General features: G+C 49.5%; 26 protein-coding genes. 17 read left to right on the top strand and 9 right to left on the bottom strand.

The window, feature by feature from the left end:
- The first annotated feature begins 124 nt into the window (after positions 1-124).
- The 9 genes from panB to EA392_07545 all read left to right on the top strand — a co-directional run bounded on the left by panB (position 125) and on the right by EA392_07545 (position 6,462).
- Positions 125-940: a 3-methyl-2-oxobutanoate hydroxymethyltransferase gene (gene panB / locus EA392_07585; protein ID TVR39190.1), complete on the top strand. Its 816-nt coding sequence runs from the start codon at positions 125-127 to the stop codon at positions 938-940.
- Positions 941-975: 35 nt separating this feature from the next.
- Complete coding sequence (locus EA392_07580; protein TVR39189.1) at positions 976-1,653, top strand: RNA pseudouridine synthase; 678 nt, start codon at positions 976-978, stop codon at positions 1,651-1,653.
- A 59-nt stretch (positions 1,654-1,712) separates the two neighbouring features.
- Positions 1,713-2,198 (top strand): DUF962 domain-containing protein, encoded by a 486-nt coding sequence (locus tag EA392_07575; GenBank protein TVR39188.1) that lies wholly within the window; start codon positions 1,713-1,715, stop codon positions 2,196-2,198.
- A gap of 278 nt (positions 2,199-2,476) precedes the next feature.
- Entirely contained in the window at positions 2,477-3,712 is a 1,236-nt protein-coding gene (locus EA392_07570) for a porin (protein TVR39203.1), read from the top strand.
- Between the two features lie 111 nt (positions 3,713-3,823).
- On the top strand, positions 3,824-4,654 hold the full coding sequence (locus EA392_07565; protein TVR39187.1) for an AraC family transcriptional regulator: 831 nt from the start codon (positions 3,824-3,826) through the stop codon (positions 4,652-4,654).
- A 65-nt stretch (positions 4,655-4,719) separates the two neighbouring features.
- A complete protein-coding gene (locus EA392_07560) occupies positions 4,720-5,286 on the top strand; it encodes a cupin domain-containing protein (protein ID TVR39202.1) in 567 nt (188 codons plus the stop codon).
- A 53-nt stretch (positions 5,287-5,339) separates the two neighbouring features.
- Complete coding sequence (locus tag EA392_07555; protein TVR39186.1) at positions 5,340-5,555, top strand: hypothetical protein; 216 nt, start codon at positions 5,340-5,342, stop codon at positions 5,553-5,555.
- 329 nt (positions 5,556-5,884) lie between these two features.
- Positions 5,885-6,133 (top strand): CopG family transcriptional regulator, encoded by a 249-nt coding sequence (locus tag EA392_07550; GenBank protein TVR39185.1) that lies wholly within the window; start codon positions 5,885-5,887, stop codon positions 6,131-6,133.
- Positions 6,130-6,462, top strand: coding sequence for a type II toxin-antitoxin system PemK/MazF family toxin (locus EA392_07545; protein TVR39184.1), 333 nt, complete (start codon positions 6,130-6,132; stop codon positions 6,460-6,462). Before EA392_07550 ends, EA392_07545 begins: the two co-directional genes overlap by 4 nt.
- A gap of 4 nt (positions 6,463-6,466) precedes the next feature.
- Here the strand turns inward: EA392_07545 and fdhD are convergent, their stop codons facing one another.
- Together fdhD and EA392_07535 are read right to left on the bottom strand one after the other, a co-directional pair.
- Entirely contained in the window at positions 6,467-7,237 is a 771-nt protein-coding gene (gene fdhD, locus EA392_07540; protein TVR39183.1) for a formate dehydrogenase accessory sulfurtransferase FdhD, read from the bottom strand.
- Positions 7,234-8,913 carry a formate--tetrahydrofolate ligase gene (locus EA392_07535; protein ID TVR39182.1) on the bottom strand — a complete coding sequence of 560 codons (1,680 nt, stop codon included), beginning with the start codon at positions 8,911-8,913 and terminating at the stop codon, positions 7,234-7,236. Before EA392_07535 ends, fdhD begins: the two co-directional genes overlap by 4 nt.
- 140 nt (positions 8,914-9,053) lie before the next feature.
- Here EA392_07535 and EA392_07530 point away from each other — a divergent pair, with 140 nt between their 5' ends.
- Complete coding sequence (locus EA392_07530) at positions 9,054-11,057, top strand: dehydrogenase (protein ID TVR39181.1); 2,004 nt, start codon at positions 9,054-9,056, stop codon at positions 11,055-11,057.
- A gap of 54 nt (positions 11,058-11,111) precedes the next feature.
- Positions 11,112-11,636, top strand: a complete 525-nt coding sequence (locus EA392_07525) for an NAD(P)H-dependent oxidoreductase (protein ID TVR39180.1) — start codon at positions 11,112-11,114, stop codon at positions 11,634-11,636.
- Here EA392_07525 and EA392_07520 read toward each other — a convergent pair.
- Genes EA392_07520 through ftcD form a run of 5 tightly spaced genes read right to left on the bottom strand, consistent with a single transcriptional unit; the run spans position 11,622 to position 18,388 of the window.
- Positions 11,622-12,788 carry an RNA methyltransferase gene (locus EA392_07520; GenBank protein TVR39179.1) on the bottom strand — a complete coding sequence of 389 codons (1,167 nt, stop codon included), beginning with the start codon at positions 12,786-12,788 and terminating at the stop codon, positions 11,622-11,624. The genes EA392_07525 and EA392_07520 overlap by 15 nt on opposite strands.
- Before the next feature lies 1 nt (position 12,789).
- Positions 12,790-13,128, bottom strand: coding sequence for a translation initiation factor (locus EA392_07515; protein TVR39178.1), 339 nt, complete (start codon positions 13,126-13,128; stop codon positions 12,790-12,792).
- Between the two features lies 1 nt (position 13,129).
- Complete coding sequence (locus tag EA392_07510) at positions 13,130-14,302, bottom strand: DUF4105 domain-containing protein (GenBank protein ID TVR39177.1); 1,173 nt, start codon at positions 14,300-14,302, stop codon at positions 13,130-13,132.
- Between the two features lie 39 nt (positions 14,303-14,341).
- The gene (locus EA392_07505; protein ID TVR39176.1) at positions 14,342-16,633 is read right to left on the bottom strand and encodes a hypothetical protein; all 2,292 of its coding nucleotides are present in this window, start codon (positions 16,631-16,633) and stop codon (positions 14,342-14,344) included.
- A gap of 60 nt (positions 16,634-16,693) precedes the next feature.
- Positions 16,694-18,388, bottom strand: coding sequence for a glutamate formimidoyltransferase (gene ftcD, locus EA392_07500; GenBank protein TVR39175.1), 1,695 nt, complete (start codon positions 18,386-18,388; stop codon positions 16,694-16,696).
- 115 nt (positions 18,389-18,503) lie between these two features.
- Between ftcD and surE the strand changes: the two genes are divergently transcribed.
- From surE to EA392_07480, 4 genes are read left to right on the top strand one after another with little or no spacing between them, the layout of a single operon-like run.
- Positions 18,504-19,292, top strand: coding sequence for a 5'/3'-nucleotidase SurE (gene surE, locus EA392_07495; GenBank protein ID TVR39201.1), 789 nt, complete (start codon positions 18,504-18,506; stop codon positions 19,290-19,292).
- Positions 19,293-19,344: 52 nt separating this feature from the next.
- Entirely contained in the window at positions 19,345-19,578 is a 234-nt protein-coding gene (locus EA392_07490; protein ID TVR39174.1) for a hypothetical protein, read from the top strand.
- Positions 19,579-19,595: 17 nt separating this feature from the next.
- Positions 19,596-20,747: a lipid-A-disaccharide synthase gene (locus EA392_07485; GenBank protein TVR39200.1), complete on the top strand. Its 1,152-nt coding sequence runs from the start codon at positions 19,596-19,598 to the stop codon at positions 20,745-20,747.
- Complete coding sequence (locus tag EA392_07480) at positions 20,713-21,909, top strand: SpoIID/LytB domain-containing protein (protein TVR39173.1); 1,197 nt, start codon at positions 20,713-20,715, stop codon at positions 21,907-21,909. The genes EA392_07485 and EA392_07480 overlap by 35 nt, the downstream gene beginning before the upstream one ends.
- Position 21,910: 1 nt before the next feature.
- Here EA392_07480 and EA392_07475 read toward each other — a convergent pair whose 3' ends face one another.
- Positions 21,911-22,291 carry a Fur family transcriptional regulator gene (locus EA392_07475; GenBank protein TVR39172.1) on the bottom strand — a complete coding sequence of 127 codons (381 nt, stop codon included), beginning with the start codon at positions 22,289-22,291 and terminating at the stop codon, positions 21,911-21,913.
- Positions 22,292-22,463: 172 nt separating this feature from the next.
- Here EA392_07475 and EA392_07470 point away from each other — a divergent pair, with 172 nt between their 5' ends.
- Together EA392_07470 and EA392_07465 are read left to right on the top strand one after the other, a co-directional pair.
- Entirely contained in the window at positions 22,464-22,799 is a 336-nt protein-coding gene (locus tag EA392_07470; protein TVR39171.1) for a hypothetical protein, read from the top strand.
- Positions 22,800-22,878: 79 nt separating this feature from the next.
- Entirely contained in the window at positions 22,879-24,441 is a 1,563-nt protein-coding gene (locus EA392_07465; GenBank protein ID TVR39170.1) for a SulP family inorganic anion transporter, read from the top strand.
- Here EA392_07465 and EA392_07460 read toward each other — a convergent pair.
- Positions 24,438-25,508: an aminotransferase class V-fold PLP-dependent enzyme gene (locus EA392_07460; protein TVR39169.1), complete on the bottom strand. Its 1,071-nt coding sequence runs from the start codon at positions 25,506-25,508 to the stop codon at positions 24,438-24,440. The genes EA392_07465 and EA392_07460 overlap by 4 nt on opposite strands.
- Positions 25,509-25,617: the final 109 nt, after the last annotated feature.

The raw sequence follows: 25,617 nt of genomic DNA, 5'->3' as shown, positions 1-25,617 counted from the left end.
ATGGTTGGATTGCTGCATCGGATGGCGTATGATTGACGGAAGCGGTTGATGGCTCATATGGGCGGTTACAAATGTGCTGTTTGTTGGATAACCCTACCTTTGCTCATCTTAAACACTAGTGCAGATGTCAGTTCACAGCAATGTAAAAAGGGTTACCACCCACGTGCTTCAGGAGATGAAGCTTAAAAAGGAAAAAATAGCCATGCTTACTGCCTACGACTTTTCGATGGCCCGGATTGTTGATGCAGCCGGTGTGGATGTGATTCTGGTGGGCGACTCGGCTTCCAACGTCATGGCGGGTCACGAAACCACGTTGCCCATTACCCTCGATCAGATGATTTATCACGCAGCATCGGTGGTGCGGGGCGTGCAGCGCGCATTGGTGGTGGTTGATCTGCCCTTTGGTAGCTACCAGGGAAACTCCAAGGAGGCGTTGTCGTCGGCCATACGAATCATGAAAGAATCGGGAGCACACGGTATTAAGATGGAAGGGGGACGCGAAATCCGCGAGTCTATTGAGCGTATTCTGTCGGCCGGAATCCCGGTAATGGGACACCTCGGCCTCACACCGCAGAGCATTTACAAATTCGGAACCTACGTGGTGCGCGCCAAAGAGGAGGAAGAGGCAAAACGACTGCTCGAAGACGCTGCCATTCTCGAAGAAACGGGTTGTTTCTCCATCGTGCTGGAGAAGATTCCTGCCAAACTGGCCACGCGTGTTTCCGAAGCCATCCAGATTCCTACCATCGGAATAGGGGCCGGAGCAGGTACCGACGGGCAGGTGCTGGTGGTGCACGATATGCTGGGCATCAACCAGGAGTTTCACCCGCGCTTCTTGCGACGCTACCACAACCTTTACGAAGAAATGCACGGCGCCATTTCCAACTACGTAAAGGACGTGCGAAACGTGGACTTTCCCAACGAGCGCGAACAGTACTGATGGCCGGAAAAGCCTAGCGATCTACACCTCAGAATCTGCAGGTGGTGTATGAAGACAACCATGTGATTGCTGTCAACAAGCGCGCAGGAGATATTGTGCAGGGCGATCACACAGGCGATATGCCGCTGAGCGAGGTGATAAAGGAGTATCTCAAAATCAAATACAACAAACAGGGTAATGTGTACTGTGGCGTGGTACATCGCTTAGACCGACCCGTGAGTGGTTTGGTGCTTTTTGCCCGTACCAGCAAGGCACTTCCGCGATTGAATGCGTCTTTCAGCACGCGCGAAGTGCAGAAAACCTATTGGGCTGTGGTAAAGCAAGCCCCGCCGCAAAATGAAGGTAGGCTGGTGCATCAGCTCTACAAGGTAGAGAAGCAAAACAAGAGCTATGTAAGCAAAGAAGTGCGTAGCGATTCCAAAGAAGCCCGTCTGCATTACAGGCTACTTGCCAAAAGCAATGATTATTACCTCCTGGAGATACTGCCCGAAACAGGGAGACATCATCAAATCAGGGTACAACTGGCAGCCATGGGGTGTCCCATCAAAGGCGACCTGAAATACGGCTTTGACCGCTCCAATCCCAACGGTGGTATTCACTTACACGCCCGCGCACTCAGTTTGATACACCCGGTGAAAAAGGAGCCTGTAAGTTGGGTGGCTCCAGTGCCCGATGACCCGCTTTGGCAGTATTTTCAAGGTGTTGCGGAGTAGGGCTCAGATTTTTTTTGCTATATTTAGCTCGTAGCACAAAACCACAAAACCACAGAGCCATGCAAAGCAAAATACAACCATTGTTCGACAAGTACGGCGAAAGCCATCAGAACCCGGCCAACAAAGCCATACACTGGATATGTGTTCCTATCATCTTTTTCACCATCATCGGTCTGCTCTCTCTCATTCCGCTGGCCGGTGCCGATACTGCTGTTGCCCCCGGGTTGTTACCCTACCTTCACCTCGGAACGCTGGTCATTGTGGTAGGAGTGCTTTTCTTTTTGAGATTGTCTATCCCCGTCGCTATAGGAATGCTGGCCATATCGGCGTTGGTGCTGTACGGTGTTAAGGTGGTAAATCTCAACTTTCCCGATTCAGCCCTCTACGCGTACCTCTCGCTCTTTGTGTTGGCATGGGTGGGGCAGTTCATCGGACATCAGATTGAGGGGAAGAAGCCTTCCTTTATTGATGACCTTAAATTTCTGTTAATCGGGCCGGCATGGCTGCTGCATTTCATCTACCAGAAAATGGGAATCAACTACTGATGGGTAGTGAATTACGACGCGCTTCTTGACGGGTTTTTAGCCGACTTAACGTAAGGCTGTTGTTCTCTTTTAGTTCGTAAAACGCAGAAAAAGAGATGTTAGCGTGCGTTTAGTTCATAGTGATTTATGGTATTGTTTCCAAAAAGTTACGCAAACAGCGGATATGTTACCAAAAAGTTAAGTAGTGGTTACAATTGAATTAAACCAATACTTCTGTATTGTTATGCAAACCTTAATTTATTCACATTTGCGGCCGAATTTTGGAAAGCATATTGGTTTTGAAGCATCCATTTCGCGCAGCAGCCTTTGGGCTCATTTTGGCAGCCCTGGTGGCTGTACAAACAACTTCGGCGCAACCTGAAGATACGTTAGTGGTAAAAGAGGCGGCCACCTTTTTACCTGAGAAAAAATGGACCGATGTAATCAATATCAGGGGTTACACCCAGATGCGTTACAATCGTTTGTTCGAGACCAACCCGGATCTGCAATGCGAGCAATGCGATCGCTCCTGGGGTGGAGACGGAGGGTTCTTTTTTCGAAGGATTCGGATCATCTTTTTTGGTAACGTTCACGAGCGGGTCTATTTCTATATCCAGCCGGATTTTGCTTCATCGCCTGGTGGCGGAAGGCAGCAGTTTGCACAAATCCGTGATGCTTATTTTGATCTGGCATTAGACAATAAAAAGGAGTTTCGTTTCAGGATAGGCCAGAGCAAGGTGCCCTTTGGGTTTGAGAACCTTCAGTCGAGCCAAAACCGTATTCCCCTCGACCGAAACGACGGCTTGAACAGTGCCGTGGCCAATGAGCGCGACATTGGAGTTTTCTTCTATTGGGCTCCTTTTAAGATCCGAAAACTCTTTGCTGAAATTCAGCAAAAAGGCTTGAAGCACAGTGGCGATTACGGCGTGGTGGGCTTCGGTGTTTTCAACGGGCAAACCGCCAACCAGCCCGACTTGAATCGGAAATTTCACACTGTGGGGCGCTTTACCTATCCCATTCAATTTGCCAACGGTCAGATTATTGAACCCGGTATTCAGGGTTACACCGGTGAAGTGGTGCTTCCATTCGTTACTGAAGGTGTGCAGGGCAATCCTGACTTTGCCTACACAGATCAACGTGCGGCTGCCACATTTGTATTGTATCCACAGCCTTTTGGAATTCAGGCGGAGTACAACATTGGTCGGGGGCCTGAGTACATTCCAACCGAGAACCGCATTGATGTGCGCGATCTGCACGGAGGATATGCCACGCTGTGCTACAAATTTGAATGGGGTGAGCAGTTGTTTTTTCCCTTTGGGCGCTACCACTATTATGAAGGAGGGAAGAAGCACGAACGCGACGCCACCAAACACCGAGTGCAGGAGTTGGAAATTGGAGTAGAATGGCAGCCCATCAAGAACTTTGAGCTGGTAGCCATGTACACCATCTCGCGCAGAACTGCTGAGAATGCCATCAACCCGATGAACACCGAAGCCGGTCGGTTGCTGCGTTTGCAGTTTCAGTTGAATTTCTGATCCGGGAAAAGTGTAAAAACACTATCGCGCAGCGGAGGTGTTCAGGTCTTAAGTGGTTTTGTATGTTTGTAGTGCATTGCAGAGCTCTGCTATACCTTTTGCAAACCAACCATGAGCGGCCTCAAACAAGGTTTAGATGATCCGTTGCTCTTTTTTCCCCAAACAGAGCCGCTGAGCGATATGGTTCAGTTGATATGGCAGATAGATCGCTTCAACCCCTATTGTCAGGAGGTGATTGTGCCCATGGGTGTGGTTGAGGTAATCTTCAATTTTGGAGTTGAACAAGCGTTTAAGGCCAGCCTGTACAACAAGGAGTTTGTTCTACCCCAGTGCTTTGTGCAGGGTTATCATCATGCCCCAATTAAGCTGTACCTTCCAGAAAATCAATCGCTTTTTGGTGTTGTTTTCCATGCCTCATCGGTGTACCACCTGTTTGGAGTTCCGGCCGGAGAGTTTGCAGCGTCCTGTATTGACCTCGCTTTGGTAAATGCTTCCATTAGCGAATTATGGTATCGTTTGGCCGAAGAAGCGTCCTTTCAGAAAAGAATTGACATCGTTGCCCAATGGCTGCTGCCTGCCAGTCCGCGTTTGAGCAAGCGCGAAAAGGCCTTTGGTGAGATACTTTCACTTGCAAGCCTTGCAGAATTATCCGTTGCGGGTTTATCGGATACATTGTGTTATTCTCCTCGACACCTGACACGTAAATTTCGAGAGCTAACAGGAATGAATAGCGAACAAACCTTGCTGTACCTCAAGTACCTAAAAGCAAGAAGGCTTATGCATGGTTCAAACCTCAGCCTTTCGCAGATTGCGCACAGTGCGGGATTTTTTGACCAACCCCACTTCATCAGAACATTCAAACAGTTTACCCGGCTGACTCCGGGTGAATACCGCAAATTGATGGGCCCCATTGAAGGGCACTACTTTCAAAATGTCCGATAAATACAATTTTGGCCGGCTGTACACAGATACATTTGATGTGTGTATTGAACCATAAACATACAGCCATGCCAACAGATGTAAATTCCAAAGAAATCGTTCTCAATCTCGAGAAAGACGGAGAAGTATTTGTGTTTTACGGAGACCCCGACAACAAAGCACCATCCGTAACTTTCAAAAGTGTTTGGGCGCCCAACACCACCGGCCCCGGTTTTCATGTTCACACAAAGCAACAGGAAACCTTCTATGTAGTCTCGGGAACAATGGTGGGGCGCATGAAAGGACACAAGGATGTCATACTCGGCCCCGGGGAGTCATTCGTGGTTCCGCCGGGTGCAGTGCACACCTTTTACAATGCCAGTAAAGTAGAGCCCCTTGAAACCCGAATCACATTGGAACCCGCGCTCGATTTTCAAAGGTTTATCACCGAGATGGCCATGGTAACCATCAGCAAAAACGGTAGCCAGAAAGACCTTTCGCTTTTGCCTGAACTCGGTTATATCATGTGGAAATACCGCGATGAACAACGCATAGGTGGTATGCCGCTATTTGTTGAAAATATGTTGCTCGGTACTCTGGTCGTTATCGCAAAGCTCACCGGTAAAGCAAAGAAAATAGGGACGAGACAGCGATAGTTGTGCGCGCAGCGGGTTTCATTACGGATTCGTAACTTTTTTAAACCCAAAATATGCATTGGCAAGGCCAATTGCATATTCGACAAACAGAAACATACGTTTACGGATTGCTTCGCTGCACTGAAAAAGTGATTCTCCCCGCCTGCCGGCGGGCAGGCCCGCCTGCCGGCGTGCAGGCCCGCCTGCCTCCAGTTGAAGTATTTATGGCGGGCAGGCCCGCCTGCCGGCGTGCAGGCCCGCCTGCCGGCTGGCAGGTAGTTTGGAGCTAAGCGCTCCTTCTCTTGCATAATTTGGGGTGAAGGTTAGAAGTTACATTTTTTGAAGGAATTTGAATGATTTTCACAAACCTGCCTGGCCGGACAGGCTGGGGCGCAGATGCGAAAAGAAATTACATTGAGTAGAAATTATGCTGATGTTTTTTCTAAGTTAAGACATCATTCTATAGGTCATATAATGTGATCAGTATGAGGCACGATTTGCAAACGCGCGCCAGTTTTGGTTCAGTTTCTGGTACAACCTTTCTAATTTTTTGATTTTGGATCAGACTTGCGAAATACATTTCTTATTCGTATTTTTGAATCATAAATATACAAGCATCATGTCAACCTTTACCACTTCACTTCCAGATGATTTGCTCCAATTGCTCGCAGAGCACGCGCAAAAGCTTTCTGTGCCCAAAAATGCTTTAATCGAGAAAGCATTGCGCATCTACCTCGATCAGCTTACACGTGCGGAGTATATCCAATCCTACAAGCGCGCTGCTCAGGATGAGGATGTAATGAAAATTGCCGAAGAGGGAATGGAAGATTACTTCCGTCAGCTCGAAAACGCCGATCAACCCAAATGAGGCAGGGCGAAATCTGGTATTGTTCACTCAACCCTGTAAAGGGAAGTGAACAGGCGGGCCATCGTCCGGTAGTGATTTTAAGCGGTGACCTGATGATCAAGTGTTTGAAAGTGGTGATTGTTTGTCCATTGACAACCAGTGTAAAAAACTACAAAGGCAATGTAGTGCTTAAGTCCAATAAGGCAAACGGGTTGAAAAAAACCTCAGAAGTTCTGGTTTTCCATATTCGCAGCGTTTCAAAAGACCGGTTGACGAAATGTATCGGCAAGATTTCTGATTCGGAACTCGATGAAATGAAGAAAGGGCTGGGGGAGATGTTGAGGTATTGAATTATCAAGCATACCTCGTCACCCGTCCATCCCTGCAAAACGCCAGCAACTCCACACCCAATTCTTTTGAAAAATCCACTGCTAAACTAGAAGGAGCAGAAACCGCTGCCAGTTGAGGAATGCCGGCCATAAAACACTTCGAAACAATCTCGTAACTCACCCGGCCACTCACCAGCATGATCGCGCCCTGTTTAAGTTGGTCGCTGCGCAACAGGGCCCCAATGGCTTTGTCCACCGCGTTGTGTCGGCCAATGTCCTCGCGAACCACCAGCAACTGGCCTTGCCGGTTAAAAACGGCCGCACCATGGCAGCCGCCGGTTTCGCTGAAAAGGGTTTGACCGCTGCGCATCGTGGTAAACAGTTGGTGAATGGCATCCGGAGAAAGGGCCGCTTCATTTTCCAGTGAACCCTTTCTTCCAATAAATTCCGTTCGCCCGCAAATACCGCACGAAGCTACCGAAAGCAGTTGCCGCGAATTGCGGTAGCCATCGCCCATAAGTGATTGGTCCATGATGAGTTCAACCCGGTCAATCAGCTCGTTTTTACCTTGAATAAGTTGAATGTCGGGTTCGTTGGAATTGCGGTAAATGTCTTCGCTGTACAACAAGCCGCGCACCAAATCAACCTCATCGCCAGGTGTTTGCATCGTAATGCTCAGCGCCTCGCCATTGATGATGATTTGCAAGGGGTGCTCAATAACCAGCGCGTCGTGTACTGCTTTTTCGGGCTCTCCGGCTCGATGCAGCCGCCCTTCGTAGCGGGCACTCCTTTTCACGAGAGTCCTGTGATGCGGCCTTCACTGTCAATGTCCATGCCCTCGCTTGCGGGTACAGCGGGCAGGCCGGGCATACGCATCATGTTTCCGATAATCGGAATAACAAATCCGGCACCGGTTGCAAACTCAAAATCACGCACCGTAATGCGAAAACCGGTGGGGCGTCCGTGCAGTTTTTCGTTGTCAGAAAGCGACTTCTGCGTTTTGGCCATGCACACAGGCAGGTGCTCAATACCCAGTTTATCAATGCGTCGCAGTCCAATCATTGCTTCTTTGCTGTAATCCACGCCATCTGCACCGTATATCTCGCGGGCAATGGTTTCAATTTTTTCCTTCACCGGAAGTTTCCAGTCGTACAAGGGCTTGAAGTTGCTTTTACCTGATTCAACCGCCTCAACCACCGCGCGGGCAAGATTACTGGTGCCTTCACCGCCCTTGGCCCATCCTTCAGACTTTACAGCTTTTACACCCATCTCAGCGCAGCGCTCAATCACAAACTGTACTTCCTCTTCCGAGTCGCTGTAGAAGCTGTTGATGGCCACCACAGGAACCAATTGGAATTTTCGAATGTTCTCCAGGTGTTTTTCCAGGTTACTAAAACCGTTTTTCACGCGCTCGAGGTTCGGCGTATTGTACTCCTCGGAAGTGGCACCGCCGTGGTGGCGCAGCGCGCGAATGGTAGCCACCACCGCAACCGCTTTGGGCTTTAATCCCGACGAGGCACATTTGATATCGAGGAATTTCTCTGCACCGAGGTCTGCACCAAAACCGGCTTCGGTCACAACGTATTCGCTCAGGCTGAGCCCCATTTTGGTGGCCATAATGGTGTTGGTGCCTTGGGCAATATTGGCAAATGGTCCGCCGTGAATGATAGCCGGATTGCCTTCGAGCGTCTGCACCAGGTTGGGTTTTACAGCGTCTTTCAGAATCATGGCCATTGCACCCTGGGCATTCAGGTCGCGAGCGTACACCGGTTCGCGGTCGTAGGTGAAGCCAATAAAAATATTGCCGATTTTTTCTTTCAAATCTTCAATTCCCTGCGCCATACAAAGGATAGCCATGATTTCGCTGGCGGGGGTAATGTTAAAGCCGTCTTCGCGCGGAATGCCATTTCCGGTTCCGCCCAGGCCAATCACAATCTGGCGTAGCGCGCGGTCGTTCATATCCATTACGCGTTTCCAAAGTACCGAGCGTGGGTCAATATTGAGGCTGCGGGTTTTTGATTGAATGTTGTTGTCAATCAATGCAGAAAGCAGGTTGTTGGCTTTCTCTATCGCTGAAAAATCACCGGTAAAATGCAGGTTGATATCTTCCATAGGAACCACCTGCGAGTAACCGCCACCGGCAGCACCGCCCTTGATTCCGAAAACCGGACCGAGCGAAGGTTCGCGCAACACCACCGTGGCCTGCTTGCCAATATTATTCAAGCCTTCGGTAAGACCGATGGAAACCGTGGTTTTTCCCTCACCGGCAGGGGTGGGGGTGAGTGCTGTAACCAGAATCAGGTTGTTGTTTTTCAGTTTGTTTTCATCAATCAGGCTCAAGGGCAGCTTGGCTTTGTAATGGCCGTACATTTCGATGTTTTGTTCGTCAATGCCGAGTTTTGAGGCAATTTTTGAAATGTGTTGAAGCTTTGCACTTTGTGCGATTTCTAAATCGGATGGTACCTTACTCATGTTGTTGTTTTTTCGGGTTTGCGAGAGGTGCCAAATATAGCCAATCGGGAGGCGTAACCAAGATATCCAAGGATTGGATTACTGAAATTCACAGTATTTGTGCGCACTAAAACAGCTACTTTTGCCTGAAACAATTTTGCATGCTCAACATCGAAGAACGGCAACTCACTTTTGATCGCGGAAACCTGAGCGACCAGCACTTACGCGACCTCTACCGCCAGATATTACTCCCCAGAATGATTGAAGAAAAAATGTTGATTTTGCTTCGTCAGGGTAAAATTTCCAAGTGGTTCAGCGGAATGGGGCAAGAAGCCATCTCGGTAGGTGCGGCATCCGTGATGTTGTCCGATGAGTACATCCTCCCCATGCACCGAAACCTGGGTATGTTCACCACCCGCAATGTTCCGTTGCACAGGCTATTTGCACAGTTTCAGGGTAAAGCGGAAGGTTTTACCAGCGGTCGCGACCGTTCCTTTCACTTCGGAAGCAAAGAGCACCTGCTGGTCGGCATGATTTCGCACCTCGGTCCGCAGTTAGGTGTGGCCGACGGTATTGCGCTGGCCTCCAAATTACGTAACGAAGGCAGGGCTACACTGGTGGTTACGGGCGACGGCGGCGCCAGCGAAGGCGATTTTCACGAAGCACTCAACACGGCAGCCGTATGGCAGTTGCCGGTCATTTTCCTGATAGAAAACAACGGCTACGGACTGAGCACGCCATCCAACGAGCAATTCCGCTGCAAGCAGTTCATCGACAAAGCCCTAGGTTACGGTGTAGAAGCCGTGCAGGTGGCAGGAAACAACATCCTGGATGTGGTGCAGAAAATCGGCAGCGTGGCTGATGATATTCGCAGCAATCCACGTCCGTTTATCGTTGAGTGCATGACCTTTCGTATGCGCGGACACGAAGAGGCTTCGGGTACCAAGTACTACCCTGAAGGCATTCAGGATGCCTGGGCAGTAAAAGATCCGGTGGTGAACTACGAGCAGTACCTTGTGGGTCTTGGTTTGTTGAGTGAAGACGAAATTGCCGCCACCCGGGCCGAAATCAAACAGCAGATTGAAGATGGCCTTCAACAGGCCTATGCATACGAAGAAATCACGCCCTCACTCGAAAAGGAGAACAGCGATGTGTTCGCGCCTTTTAGCTACACCGAAACGGCGCCCGCATCCGACGCCAAAACCGAAAAACGACTGATTGACGCGGTTTCGGATGGTTTGCGGCAAAGCATGGAGCGCCATGACTCGCTCGTTTTGATGGGGCAGGACATTGCCGAGTACGGTGGCGTGTTTAAAGTGACCGAAGGTTTTGTAGCGCAATTCGGTAATCACCGCGTGCGCAATACGCCCTTGTGTGAGTCGGCAATCCTGGGTGCGGGTATCGGTCTGTCTATTAAAGGTATGAAAGCCATGGTAGAAATGCAGTTTGCCGATTTTGTGAGCGAAGGCATCACACAGATTTGCAACAACATGGCCAAGCTTCACTACCGCTGGGGGCAAAACGCCGACGTGGTGGTGCGCATGCCAACCGGGGCAGGTGTTGCAGCCGGTCCTTTTCACTCGCAAAGCAACGAAGCGTGGTTCTTTCACGTGGCCGGATTGAAAATAGCCTATCCTGCTTTTCCCTATGATGCCAAAGGCTTACTTGCCACCGCCTTCGAAGACCCAAACCCGGTGGTGTTCTTTGAACATAAGGCACTTTACCGTAGCATCAAGCAGGAAATCCCCGACGATTATTACACCCTTCCTTTTGGAAAGGCCACGCTACTCAGCAGCGGAACCGACCTCACCATTATCACTTACGGTATGGGCGTGCATTGGGCCTTGGGCTGGATGGACCAACACAAGGATATGTCGGTTGAGTTGTTGGATTTGAGAACCCTTGCACCGCTTGATTGGGGTGCGGTGTACGAAGCGGCGCGCAAAACCGGTCGTGTGCTGGTATTGCACGAAGACAATCTCACGGGTGGCATTGGTGGAGAACTGGTGGCGCGCATTACAGAGCACTGCTTCGAATCGCTCGACGCCCCTGTGCTGCGCTGTGCGAGTCTCGATACCCCGGTTCCGTTTGCGCCCGTGCTTGAGCAGCAGTTTCTTGCCTCCCAGCGACTGAAGGAAACGCTCGAAAAGTTGTTGCGGTACTAATTGGTTTCCAGAGATCGCTTCATATCTTGATTCAAAGTAGATTTACAACATCATATGCCCATTAAAAAAATCTACGCCATATCGGGTTCGGCGGGAGTGCCAAGCAGCAACCGGAAACTGCTAGAAAGCCTGGCTCATCACTACAAGAAGTACTGTGAATGGCATTTGGACGATTGCCTCACAAAACTGCCACTATACCAGCCTTCGCTCGAAGAGCGGCCTCTCAGCGAGCATGTAGTCAACTGGCGAAAGGGCTGCAACCACGCAGACGCCATCATCATCTGCACCCCTGAATACCTGCACAACATTCCGGCGGTGCTGAAAAATGGAATGGAATGGCTCAAATCATCGGGTGAGTGGATGAACAAACGCGTGCTTCCCATCACCTTTACGCCCCATCACCCACGAGGTGAACATGCCATGCCCTCGCTACGCAACAGCCTTATTGCGCTCAAAGCCAACCCCGTGGTGGAGCTAAATTTATACAAATCAGATTTTCAGGAGGAAAACGGCCTGTATGCATTCAATGAAGACCAGTGCATGGTATTCGATACTGCCCTGGAGCTATTGGGCGTTTGAGCGCACTTTGTCGGCCCGTTTGCCGGCAAACAACTCATAACCCCGGTACTCACAGTCCAACGCGCCGTTTTTGAGCTTGTGCTTCTTCATAGGTTTGAGGCCGATTTGGTGCATGGCCTCAGGATTAGCGCTGATAATCCACGCTTTCCAACCGGCGTAATGGTGTTTGAGTCGTGCGCCGATGGCGGCGTACAGCTCTTCGGTGTCGTCGTCCAGACGGTTACCATAGGGTGGATTCAGAAGAAGGATGCCTTCGGGTAATTCGGGTTCAAAGCGCAGAAAATCATTGCGTTCGAATTGAATGAAATCTGCTACTCCGGCAGTGGCAGCGTGTTGCTGGGCCATTCTCACGAAAGCGCCGTTGCGATCGATGGCTTTGATGGGGTGGGTGGGTGGGGCAACCGCATTTTTCAAATCACCGAGAATCCCCGAATACAATTTCTGATCAAAGTCTGACCACGACATGAAACCGTAGTTCTTCCGAACCAGGCCGGGTGCAGTTTGAGAGGCCATCATGGCCGCTTCGATGGCCAGCGTTCCGGAGCCACACATTCCGTCAACAAGTGGCACATGTCCCGTGTACCCGCTCATGGCTACCAGTCCGGCAGCAAGCACCTCATTAAGTGGAGCCGGGTGACTTTGTTCGCGATAGCCGCGCAGGTGCAAAGAGCTTCCGCTGCTGTCCAGACTGATGTTTACAAACTCATCGCGAATGTGAAGGTGGATGCGACAAACAGGGTTTTCAGTGTCCACATCGGGGCGCTTGCCAAAATCGCGTGCAAAACGATCCACAATACCGTCCTTGCAACGATAGGTAATAAAGCGGCTGTTTCTGAAAATATCACTGTTAACCACCGAGTCAATGGCAAAGGTGTCGTCGGTTCCGAAAAATTTCTCCCACTCAAAGCGACGTACTTTTTTGTACAGCTCATCAGGATGCGTGGCCCGGAATGACAATACCGGTACCAGAAACCGCAGCGCAAATCGGCTTTTCAGGTTCAGACGGTACAGGATTTCCTTGTTGCCAATCACGGTAAAGGAGCGCACCCCTTCACGGGCAATAAACAAACCTTCGTGCAGCAACTCTCTGCGTAGCAATGGCTCAAGTCCCGGAAGGGTAGTGGCCACGATATCAAATTTCTGGGGTAACATCCTAACCTCCTGCTTTTTTAGCGCGATACTCGGCGTCGGTGAGTATTTTCATGACCTTGTCACGCACATCGCCCTGAATCAGTATTTCACCGTCTTTAGTATTTCCTCCCACACCGCATTTGCTTTTGAGCATTTTGCCCAGGGCTTGCAAATCGTTCTCAGCACCCACAAATCCTCGAATCAGCGTAACTACTTTTCCGCCGCGCTGCTTTCTATCTAGGTGTACGCGCAAGTCCTGCTCGCCGGGAGGGGGAGTTTCAACATCATCGTCGTGCTCGTCTTGGTACTCGTAATCGGGGTTGGTGGAATACACCATGCCTCCCTTGCTGCGCTTGGCCATTTCAGGAAATTTTGGGTTGTGCGCGGTAAAGGTAATAGCTTCTGAGCGACAGCAACAGCACCAGCGGTACACAGGCGTAGTGTAAATCCTGCGGAAGCACGGGCCACATCACCAGCAACAGCAACCCAATCATCGCTGTAACACCAAAATATACCTTTCTGAAGCGTGGCTTTTTACCGAAAAACGGAAGTAGCAGCAAGTGTGTGGGAAGCGCCCAAAGGAGATTCATGTTGTAACGGGCATCGGTGTGGTCGGTGGCAATCCAAAGAAGAGCGAGCGACACGCCCAGCAAACCAATCATTCCAAAGAGCACGTAGTCAAAGGCACCAAAGCGTAGTGGTGTTTTGCGCAAAATGGTAAAGAGCATCACCAGCACAAAAAGCGCCCAGTTCAGTCGGGCGGGCGTAATAAAAGGTCCTTCAAACTGGGCCGCTGTCATAAACACTTCGCGGGTGTTGCTGACCAAAGGAACTTTTCCGGCTTCGGTCACGATTTCAGCGCGCTCAAAATGTTCCATCAGGTAATCGGGAAGAAACATCTCCTGGTAAGGCGTGGCAATATTGTCGGTAGGAAGCCCCAAACAAAGGTCAATACCATAATCGCCCCAATACTGCTTGCCCGGAATGAGGTACTCGTCGGTCATCATTCTGAAGCTTTTTTGTCCTGCATCCTCTGGATAGTTGAAATTAATCTTGTTGTCGAGGGCTTTTTCGAGAATGTCGCGAATGCGTGTAGAGCAGTTATCGTAGAAGAAGTGATAAGGGTACTCGCGGTTTTCGGGACGGTAGTTTTCTTCCAGTAATTCGTACAAATGTTGTCGTTGTTCCAGAGTCAGGTTGAGTTCCTGCTCAATGATAAAGCGGTTGGTGTACACGTAGTACTCGCGGAAATGGCTATAGGGCTCAACGGACAGTCTGTAAAGCAACCGGCCACGCGCAAAGCGGAGGTAGAAATTGGGTTGATCAAACGAGAAGGTTCCGTAGTTGAATACGATGTCGCCATAGGCCGGATCCTTTACCCGAATGGCACTGTGCCCGAATGTTGAATACAATTCATCACCAGGGCCACAGGTAAGCAAACTGATCACCGATTCTTCGGTCAGTTGGGTTTCGGATTGCGCTTGCAAAAACTGAAAACCCAGCAAGGCAAGCAATAGAATCAGGCTTCGCTTCATGCCACAAGATTACTCAAAAAAGCGCTATGCAAGGTTGTATTACTGAGCGAGCAATGCGCGCAATCGCTTTGTGGATTCCGCGTTCTTTGGATGGTGTACAGATCGTTTGATGTTTTTCTTTTCGAGAGAGGTAAGGTGCCAACTGAGGCTGATGGGTTGCTCGGTGTCATAAAAAAGCTCAAAGCTTACCACATCTACCGGGTGGTCAAAATACAGGCTGGTGTACTGAAGCATCTGGTCATGCGTGTAATCCTGCACCTTGGTAAAGTTGCCGTACACGCTTCCCAGGGGGTTAATCAGGCTTTGAATGATAGAAAGGTCGCTCTGTTGCTCGGTTTCAAAGTCTTTTTCTTTGTCGCGGATGTGCACAATGACTACCCCGCTGGTATTGGTGCTGATCCAGTTTCTGAAGGCAGCCATAAACTGCAGTGTATTTCGCAACCCGAAGTTATCGCGCAACCCGGCATCCATCACCTGAATCTTGGGTTCCGACGGCATGCTAACACTTGGCATCACGTAAGGAAAAGTGGCGTTCATCCGCAGCACCGACAAAAAGCCAATGTTGTCTGCCCCCTGTTCGGCGAACAAGCGGCCGAATTCCACATTCTCAGTGATGGGCTTGTGGTTCATCTTGCCAAACGGCTTGTTCTGAACCAGGTAGGAGAGTGGCTGCGCGCCAATCATCAGCCTGCGACTGTCGTCAATGATGGTAGGCGAAAAAATCATCATCGGAATTTCTCCCCTGAATTCAGCATCGCGATAATCGCGTAGCTTTTTATTGAGACGTCCACCTGTATTCTGATTCAATTGCCTTTCGAAGGATGTTGAGCGGTCTTTGGTGTAAATCAGACCTTCTTCCAATTCAAACTGCTGATAGCGAATAAAAAAATCGTTGGTAGCAAGCGAAAACAAGATAGGGTTGAGTACGTCACTTCCTATTTCACGCATGTGTTGGGTGTGCATGTAATAGGGCTCTTCCTGTTCTGTATAGTCCATGTACAATTGCCTCGCATAAGCCGCACCTATCATTCCTCCCGAAGAACCTGTAATAACCGCAGCCCGTTGCATGAGCGCTCCATTGAGCAGACTGTCGTGATACTGCATCACCCTGTAGGTCCACATCGCTGCCCGCGAACCACCACCACTGGTATTAAGAAGCACAAGCTTGGGTTTACGGTTTCGTGCTGTCGTTCCGGCCATATTCCGAAGTCGCCAATTATTCAGTAATTCAATGGTGTGATTGATGTCGTTCTGAAGGTTGGCAGCATCATTACGAAGTGAATCAATTACAGTGCGATTGTACGGAACGGGCTCCACCTCGTAGTTAAGTCCGTAGGCATGGTTTTCGATGCGCGCCCATTCGTAGCGGGTAGAGGAGTAATTCACCAACAGAAAAACTACAATCAGGATGGTAAAGGTCCAACTCCTTAACCATGAAATAAAAATGCTGAGCAGCATCAAAAACATGGTGAACATCAAAAAAGTAGTGGCCATAGCCGGTATAACGAATATTTCGTTTTCTCTGAAAGACCCGATGATAAGAAATGAAGCAATCACCACCAGTTCAAAGAAGGTAGCGTTGATGTGATTTTGGGCAAAAACCGAACGTATGGTTTCCTTGTCGTAATGGTAGCTGGGGCGGGCCAATGAAACGGAAAAGGGCGTTCGGAGATAGGTGTCAACCCGCCACTCTCGCTTAAAGCTTCGCGTGAGGTACCATTTGCTTTTGCTTCTAACAGAAGGTTTTTCGCGAATCTTCTTTTTGCGCATGGCGAGCAGTTCCTCTTCGGTTTTTCCGGTGAGCTTGTAGATGTCTTTGTTGGTTCCGAAAAAATAGAAAAGGGCAATGATGATGAAAAAGCTTTGCCCCACCAGAAAGGCTGCCATGTTCATAGTGATTTCCCAGCCACCCAGAAACTCATTGCGCATTTGATAGTCTATACTGTAGCGCATATAAACTGCCACAAACAGAAATGGAATGATGAAATTGTTGATGCAGAACTTGGCAAAAGGCCGCGATATGGTTGCCAGAAAAGGAAAGCGAAAGGCGTGCAGAATGTAGGTGTAAATGTTGAAGGCCATGATGAACCCACCTAGCGAAAACCCGAGGATAAAAAACGCCGTAGGGCCACTCTCTCCAAGGTATTCAGGGTAAAGCATGAGGTCGGGCACGCCAAACTTAACCGCTACGTTTTTGGTGGCAATGCCGAAAAGTATCAACCAAAAGAAAAGCAGTAAGTGATTTTTTTTAAGCTGAAGCCACAGCAACTGAAAGGGAAAGAAGTAAAGTACCCTCGCCAGCCTGTTTCGGTATGTAATGCGCGCAGCCATTTCGCAATTGAATTGCTACGAAATGTACGCAAAGCGCGGGCCCAATGTTGTTAGCCGGCGTTAAAGTTTTGAATGTGCGATGTCAATAATGGCTTTTTCCAGTTCCTGTGCCTTCTGAACAAGGCTTTCGGCCTCGTTGAGGGTTTGGTCAACAAAGGCTTTGTCATTGTAATCCAAAGTATTCACCTTCACGTTGAGCCAGGCTCCCATCACGGCCGTTCGGGCACAGAGCGCGCCTACAGCGGCATCGGTTACTGAGTTGGGGTTTCCGTTTTTGGCCATTTCTTCCATTACTTCCATGGATGCAAAGGCTACTTTCATCACCCTGAAAGGAATTTCAATGGCGTAGCGGGTGGCCTTGTCAATGGCTTCCAGACGGGCTTTCTTTTCTTCCTCACTGTCCTTGGGCATGCGGAAGGCCTCCATGATTCCATTGAAGCTGTTGGTGTCTTCATCCACCAGATAAAGCAACTCATCCTTAAAGCACTGGCCTTTTTCGGCCCATTCCGAGAACTGCTCCCATTTTTCATCCCAACCGCGCTTATGGCTGCTAAGGTTGGCCACCATCGTGCCCAGAGCAACTCCTATGGCTCCAACGTAAGCCGCCACCGAACCTCCTCCGGGCGCCATGGATTCTGACGCCGTTTCGTTGGCAAACCCGGTGAGGGTCATGTTTACAAGCGGTCGTTGCGGCTCGTTCCTGGCAATCACATATTCGATGATTTTTTCCCCGGGATGGAACGGGGCCAAATCGTCCAATCCAAGCGATTTTACAGCAATTTTGATTTTTTCCTTTTCGTCAATTCCCAGCGAGCGCTCCTGCTTTTTCAGGAAGTAATCGGCAGCATCGAGCATGGCTTTCAAGGGTATAAGCCCCACAATTTCACTGCCTGTTACTCGAATACCCCGCTCCTGTGCACTTTCGCAAGCGGCTTCAAAGGCCTCATGTACAGAAGTGATGGAAATATTGGTTAGGTTGAGCGAAAGCTGGGCAATGCCGTATTCATCAATGTACCATCCGATTCCTTTTACGGCTTTGAGTTTTCCTGGTTCACGCACTGGCTCACCATTTTCGTCGGTTACCACTTTGCCGGTGAGCGGGTCACCTTCTCGCTTGATTCTTCCAGCTTCGCGTATGTCAAAGGCAATGGCATTGGCTCTGCGGGTAGAGGTGGTATTGAGGTTGATGTTGTAAGCCACCAGAAAGTCGCGTGCGCTGATTGCCACGGCACCGGTCTTTTTAACTGAAGCATTGAACGCTGCCGGACCGAAGTCGGGTTTCCATTCGGGTTGTGAGAGTTTGTCCAGTCCTTCGTATTCACCCTGACGGCAGTACGCGAGGTTTTTTCTTTTGGGTTGCGTCGCTGCATTTTCGTAGTAGTAGCCAGGGATGCCAAGTTCTTTGCCTACGCGTTCACCCAACTTGTGGGCCAGCTCTGCCGTTTCTTCCATGGTAATGCCCGAAATGGGAATCAGCGGACAAACATCGGTGGCACCAAAGCGCGGGTGTTCGCCTTTGTGCTTCGACATGTCAATGACTTCCGAAGCCTTCTTGATAACTCTGAATGCGGCTTCAATCACCGCCTCGGGCTCTCCCACAAAGGTAATCACCGTGCGATTGGTGCTTGCCCCGGGATCTACATCCAGAAGTTGCACACCTTCAACGGTTTCAATTACGTCAGTTACAGCTTTTATTTTTTGCGCATCGCGCCCTTCGCTGATATTCGGCACGCATTCGAGCAGTCTTTTTTCCATGACTTTCGTTGGGATTTTCGGCAAAACTAACAAGCTTTCCCGACATGGCCCCGCGCAGTGTTTCAGCTCGCCGGTTGTGCCCGATATTCGTAGCTTTGCGGCAAATCTGCAAAAAATGGATAAACCACAGCCCACCATTCTGGTAACCAACGATGACGGCATCTACGCCCGCGGAATTTTATCGCTAATAGAGGTAATGAAGAATTTCGGCAAAGTGGTGGTGGTGGCGCCCGATAAACCCCAAAGCGGTATGGGGCATGCCATTACCGTGGGGCGGATTTTGCGATTGCAGAAAATGGACTCGATGTACGGCGTGGAGGCCTATGCTTGTACAGGAACTCCTGTTGATTGCGTGAAGATTGCCATTTACCACATCATGAAGCAGCGCCCCGATTTGATCGTTTCGGGTATTAATCACGGAGCCAACAATTCTATCAACGTGATCTACTCAGGTACCATGTCTGCGGCAGTTGAAGGCGCGGTGGAGGATATTCCCGCCATCGGCTTTTCACTGCTCGATCACTCGCGCGATGCCAACTTTGAGGCCAGTAAAAAAGTGGTGGCCGAGGTGGTAGCCCATGCGCTCCGTCAAGGCATAAAAAGCCATACCTGTTTGAATGTGAATATCCCCAATGTGCCTTTTGAAGAGCTGAAAGGCATTCGTGTTTGCCGGCAGGCCCATGCCTTTTGGGACGATGCTTTTGAGCGCCGCACCGACCCACATGGGGATGATTACTTCTGGATGACAGGCGAATTTCGCAACCACGACGATGGTGATGACACCGATGTATGGGCCCTCGAAAACAATTATGTAAGCGTTGTTCCCGTTCAGTACGACATGACAGCGCATGATTACCTGGATGAATTAAACGACTGGAAACTTGAAATCCCCAAAGCTAAATAACGGTGTACTGGGCTGGGTGCTGGGCTTTGTAGGGCCTGTCATAGGCTTTCTGTTGGTTTCCGCTTTATGGACCACCTACTACCGGCGCTCACTGGACTATCTGTGGCGCGAAATCATTCTGCAATTCAACGAGCTGCACGCGCCGGTACTTACCTTGAGTCTGGTGTTTAACCTGCTTACCTTCCTGCTTTTCAACAAGTACGGTCACCTCAAAACGGCACGGGGCATACTCGGTGCCACCTTTGTGTACGTTCCCGTTGTGTTCTACCTGAAATTCGCCGGATGAGCCCGTCAAACCGCGCTTTGAAATTTTACGTGATTGCCGGAGAGGCTTCGGGTGATTTGCACGGTGCCAATCTCATTAGAGAATTGAAGCGGCAGCATCCCGGTTCAACTTTCAGGGCGTGGGGAGGCGACAAAATGGAAGCCGCCGGTGCCCAGGTGGTGAAACACTACCGCGACCTCGCTTTTATGGGTTTTATTGAGGTGATTGCCAACCTGAGAACCATTCTGCGGAACATAAATGAGTGCAAAAAAGACATCGCGCAATTCAAACCCGATGCACTCATTTTGATTGATTACCCAGGTTTTAACATGCGCATCGGGCCTTTTGCCAAACAGCTTGGCATCAAGGTGCTTTATTACATTTCTCCCCAAATATGGGCCTGGAAACAAAACCGGGTGCACAAGCTTAAGCAGTTTGTGGATCGGATGTATGTGATTCTTCCTTTTGAGAAGGATTTTTACAAGCGTTTTGATGTGGACGTGGATTTTGTGGGACATCCCTTGCTAGACGCCATCGGGCAATACAATCGGGAACTCTTTGATGAAACTACCTGGCGCCGGCAACACGGCTTACCCGTAAGCACCCCGTTGGTGGTGATGCTTCCCGGAAGCAGAAAGCAGGAGGTACGCACCATGCTGAACGTTATGATTGGTGCCACCCGGAGTTTTGCAGGCTACACCTTTGTGGTGGCCGGAGCACCATCGCTGGAACCCGAATTTTACCACGAGGTGCTGAAAGGGCAGGACGTGCAGGTGATACACGGCGAGACCTATGCGCTTTTGCGAATAGCTCACGCAGCCCTGGTTACCTCGGGCACCGCCACCCTCGAAACGGCATTGTTCAAAGTGCCTCAGGTGGTGTGCTACAAGGGCAATCAGTTGTCTTACCTCATTGCGCGTCGTTTGGTAAAGGTGAACTACATTTCGCTGGTGAACCTCATTATGGGTCGCGAAGTAGTGAAAGAACTGATTCAGCACGAAATGAACGCCGACACTGTGAGCGAGCAACTCCGTGCCTTGTGCGAAGACGGACAAGTGCGGAACGAAATGCGGGAAGCCTACGAAGTATTGCGCGAAAAGCTTGGTGGTGAGGGTGCTTCAGAACTTACTGCAAAACTGATGTTGAAAACTCTGAATGAATCGGGCGAAGGCACCGCCGGTGCGGAATAATTTTGAACATATGATTCGCTTCCTGCTGTTTTTGCTTGCCATGTGTCATATCTCGCTGAGCGCGGAGGTGTTGGATATAGGCATTTACCGAACCGACAAAATAAAACAGGCCGTGGTTGCCCCCTCCATCGGAAGTTATGAAGTGTTTGGCGATGGAAAAAAATTGACGGATGTATACCCCAACGACGGCATTCGGTTGTATGAAACAGGAGGGAAGGTAGGAGTGCGGTCCATTCAGAACGACTATGGAAGTTTTGCCAAAGTAGTATTTGTTCGGAAAAACTGGGGCAATGTGTTTAGAATAAGGCCAACTCAACCGGCAGTTCGCGAAGGCAAATACAACGACAACCTCGTGGTGACGATTTCTGCCGGTTACCTGAAGCTCATCAACAGGGTATATCTGGAACACTATGTAGGTGGCGTGGTTGAAGCCGAATCAGGCTCCAAGCAGAACATTGAATACTACAAACTGCAGAGCATTGTGTGTCGCACCTATGCGCTCAACAATCTTCGCCGGCATGAAGACGAAGGTTTTCATCTCTGCGACCAGGTGCATTGCCAGGTCTATCATGGAACCAGCCGATTTACAGAGCTCATTCCTGAAGCTGTGAGCGCCACCAAAGGACAGGTGATGGTTGACAGCAATATAGATTTGGTAACGGCCGCTTTTCACAGCAACTGCGGAGGGCAGACCATTCCGGCCGAGCACGTTTGGAGCAAGCCGGTGCCTTACCTGCAAAGTGTGCGCGATACTTTTTGCCTGGAAGGGAAACATGCACGTTGGGAAACCCGGATACCGCGCCAAAAATGGGTGCAATACATGCGCACGCGTCATGGAGTGGGGCGGATGGGCGGACACGGATCACTCGATTTTAATGGTGCCGATCAGCGTGAAGTGTACTACGCAAGCAGTGATTCAGAAATTCACCTGAAGGAAATCAGAAAAGACTGGAATTTGAAATCCACCTATTTCCGCATTGAGGAAGACCAGCAGGACGTACTCATCAGAGGAAGAGGCTTTGGTCATGGGGTGGGAATGTGTCAGGAGGGAGCCATGCGCATGTCAGAAATAGGTTATACGCACACCGATATCATCCACTTTTATTACAAGGATGTGCACATCATTGACTTGTCTGTTCTGGACTTTTTCCGCGAACATTAAATCAAGCGCACTTCTCGCAAATCCCCGAAACCGTGAAATTTACAGAGTTCGCCTTATAGTTTTTGGGCAGGGTAAATTCAGGTACTACTTCTTCCAGACAGGTTAAGGCATTACACTTTTCGCAACTGAAATGAATGTGGTCGTGGTGGTGGTGATGATCGTCGCACTGCTCGCAGGCGGCATAACGTACAACACCATCTAAATCAATTATTTTGTGTACTTCTCCCTCGTCAACCAACCGGCCCAGTACGCGATAAACAGTTGCTCTGTCGCAAACTGTGCCCACACCAGCATGAATGTCCTGTGACGAAACGGCCGATGCCGACTCGTTGATCAGTTCCAGTATCTTTCTCTTTGCGATGGTATTGCGCGGTTTTTTCATGCTGATGGCAGGCAGATTTTACCGGTACAAAGTTAAGCAAACCTTCCGGAAGCACCGATGCTCAACTTCCAGCTCCAACTACTTTGTACTTATTTCTTTTCGAGCCACTTACTGATCGCAGCATATTTTAACATAAGAGCCTTGCGGCAGTTTTTTACCTTTGCCGATACTTATGCAGAATTTTCCCAAACTTGTTTCACGGGCGTTTTTACACGTTCTTCTGGTGGTTGGCGTCATGCCCGTGCTGTTGCATGGGGGAGGGTTTGGGCAGCAAAACAATGTTGACGAGAGAACCACCCCATGCACTGATTTTGGTGATTTGCCCATGGCAATGTTGGGATTTATTGAAGCAGATGTAGATCCTGAATCACAGGAAATGATCACTGAGTATAAAGTGACGGATGCCGTTAATATCATGAAATTAGCCCCGGGGAGGAGTTGTGCGGATAACAGCGTACCAAGGCTTCTACCAACCCACACCCTACTTTTTACCCGCCCACCCCGGTAAACACATATTGGCTTTCCTTATGTCTTTATGCAAGACACGGATTCGGTGTTAGGTTTTTATTTCTCAAATCACATTTTTTATGTCGTCGTTTTCTAAGTTACTTTCTTATTCCAAGAGAGATATACCCGCGAGTATTGTGGTGTTTCTGGTTGCTTTGCCACTCTGTTTGGGAATTGCCCTTGCTTCGGGCGCCCCGTTAATGTCGGGCATTATTGCCGGTATTGTCGGAGGCATTTTGGTAGGTGCTCTGAGCGGTTCCAGCCTGAGCGTGAGTGGGCCGGCGGCCGGGCTTACAGTTATTGTTCTTAACGCCATTGAAACGCTCGGCACTTTCGAAGCCTTTTTGCTTGCGGTGGTGCTTGCAGGCCTGGTGCAGATTGTAATGGGCACGCTTAAGGCAGGAATCGTTGGACTGTATTTCCCTTCTTCTGTGATTAAAGGTATGCTTGCTGCCATTGGTATTATTCTTATCATGAAACAAATTCCTCATCTCATAGGTGTGGATACTAATGCCTTTGGCGAAATGGACTTTATTCAGGCGGATGTAAGCAATAACATCAGCTTTCTTATTGACTCATTCGGTCATGTTCACCTGGGAAGTGCAGTGGTGGGATTTCTTGCGCTTGCAATTATGTTGCTTTGGGATCAGCCTTTTATGAAGGGAAATAAAATTGCCCGGATGATTCCTTCCGGACTGGTGGCCGTGGCCAGTGGTTTGATGGTCAGTTATCTCTTTAAATGGTTAGCTCCGAAGTATGCCATTTCAAGTGATCGCCTGGTGAGCCTCCCGAAATTATCGGAAATGGAATCGGGTTGGGAGCTCATCACTTTTCCCGACTTCGGAGCATTTCTTGACCCAAACCTGTATGTGGTTACCATGACTATTGCCATCATTGCAAGCCTGGAAACACTGCTCAGTGTTGAAGCCATTGATAAAATTGACCCGGAGAAAAGAAAAACCCCACAGAACCGCGAGCTCTTTGCTCAGGGAATTGGAAACACCTTAAGCGGTCTTATTGGTGGCTTACCCATGACAGCGGTAATTGTGAGGAGTTCCGCCAACCTGGAAGCCGGAGCCAAAACCAAAATGTCAGCTATTTATCATGGTATTTTACTCTTAATGGCCGTATTGGTTTTTGCGCCTTTTCTGAATCAAATTCCGCTGGCCTCTTTAGCGGCCATTCTCATCGTTGTGGGTTACAAGCTGAGCAAGCCGTCGCTTTACCGCGAACAGTATAAAGTGGGCCGAGAGCAATTTGTTCCGTTTATAGTAACCATCGTGGCCATCTTGTTTACCGATTTATTAATAGGTATTCTGATAGGCATGTCGGTGGGAGTGTATTACATCCTCAGGGCCAACTATAAGGTGTCTCACTTCTACAATGAAGAACGTTCCGAAGAAGACGGTGTGATGCGCATTACAATCATGCTCAGCGAACATGTTTCATTCCTCAACAAGGCCAACCTGATTGTGACCCTTGAAGAATTACCCGAAAATAGTGAGGTGATTGTTGATGGCTCAAGAACAGCATCCATTGATTACGACGTACTTGAACTTTTGTACGACTTCAAGGAATCGGCCCGAAACAAAGGAACCCGAATCATATTGCGTAATATTCCGGGGCATACGCGTAAAACCTAGTGAGTCTGCTTGGGAAAGTTGTTCAATAAGGAAACCAAAGCATCCACTTCTTCGGGGTGGTTGTGGTAGTGCAAACTGAGCCTTACCACTCCGTGTCGGAGCGACAATACAAATCCCTGACGGGTGAGTTGTTCGTGCAATTCAGCACCGCCCCTTAAACCTATAATGCTGCTGCGTCGGTTCATGTTTACAGGCCCAATCAGGATGTCGTCAGCTTGGTTCAAACCTTCAATAAGTTGTTTGGTTAAACGCATGTTGTGAGCTTGAATGCTTGCTACCCCTGTGGCCAGCCGGTCTTCCAACGCGCATTCCAGCAAAATCAAACCGGGAACATTGAGGTGCCCGGGCTCATAACCCAAAATGGAAGCATTATCGGTCCACTTTTCACCCTGCAGCATCCTGCTATGATTGCCCCGGATTTTGGGTGGATACCGCTCCAGAAAATCGCGGCGCGCTGCCATCAATCCTGTACCGTACCCGGCATTCATCCATTTGTAGTTGCTGGCCATAATCACGTCGGCACCCGATTCATTCAGCGAAAGCGGAATGGCTCCCATGCTTTGTGTGGCGTCAACAATGGTAAGAATACCCCGCTCCCGGCAAAAAGCGCAAAGCCCATTGATATCCGCACAATAACCACTAAGCCATTGCACGTGACTGATAGCTAATATATTGGCCTTTTTATCCATCAGTGCAACCATGATTTCCTCTTCGCTGAAGTGCAGCTTTTGGGCGCTTTTGTGCCTGTGTACCGCAAAACCCGAAAGTTTAAAAGGGTCAAATACCGAAGGATAGTCCTCGTGGAGCATCAGCACTTTACTGTCTGCAGGCAGCGATTGAATCAGCGCAAACAGACCATAGGAGAAGTTGGGCAGAAACGCGATTTCGTTGTGGTTGGCACCCAGAAATTCAGCGGCCATGTAGCGCAGTTCATCCATTTTGTCGCTATACCAGCCTTGCAGCGTGCCACTCGCTTGGGTAGAAAGGCCATTCATAAACTGTTGTTGTGCTTTCAGGTATTTTTTGGGTACAAGTCCCGAGGCAGCGGTATCAAAATAGTGGTTCATCGGTTCTGAGCGTTCGTTCTATTAGGTGCAAAATTCACTTCGTGAAGGAACAAAAATACTTGCCTTCATGCATGCGTCTGAGCACTCTGATTGCCCAATGGTTAGCAGC

The organism is Cryomorphaceae bacterium (assembly GCA_007695365.1).
In the GTDB taxonomy this organism is placed as follows: domain Bacteria; phylum Bacteroidota; class Bacteroidia; order Flavobacteriales_D; family SKUL01; genus SKUL01.
This window is presented reverse-complemented; position numbering and strand designations above follow the sequence as displayed.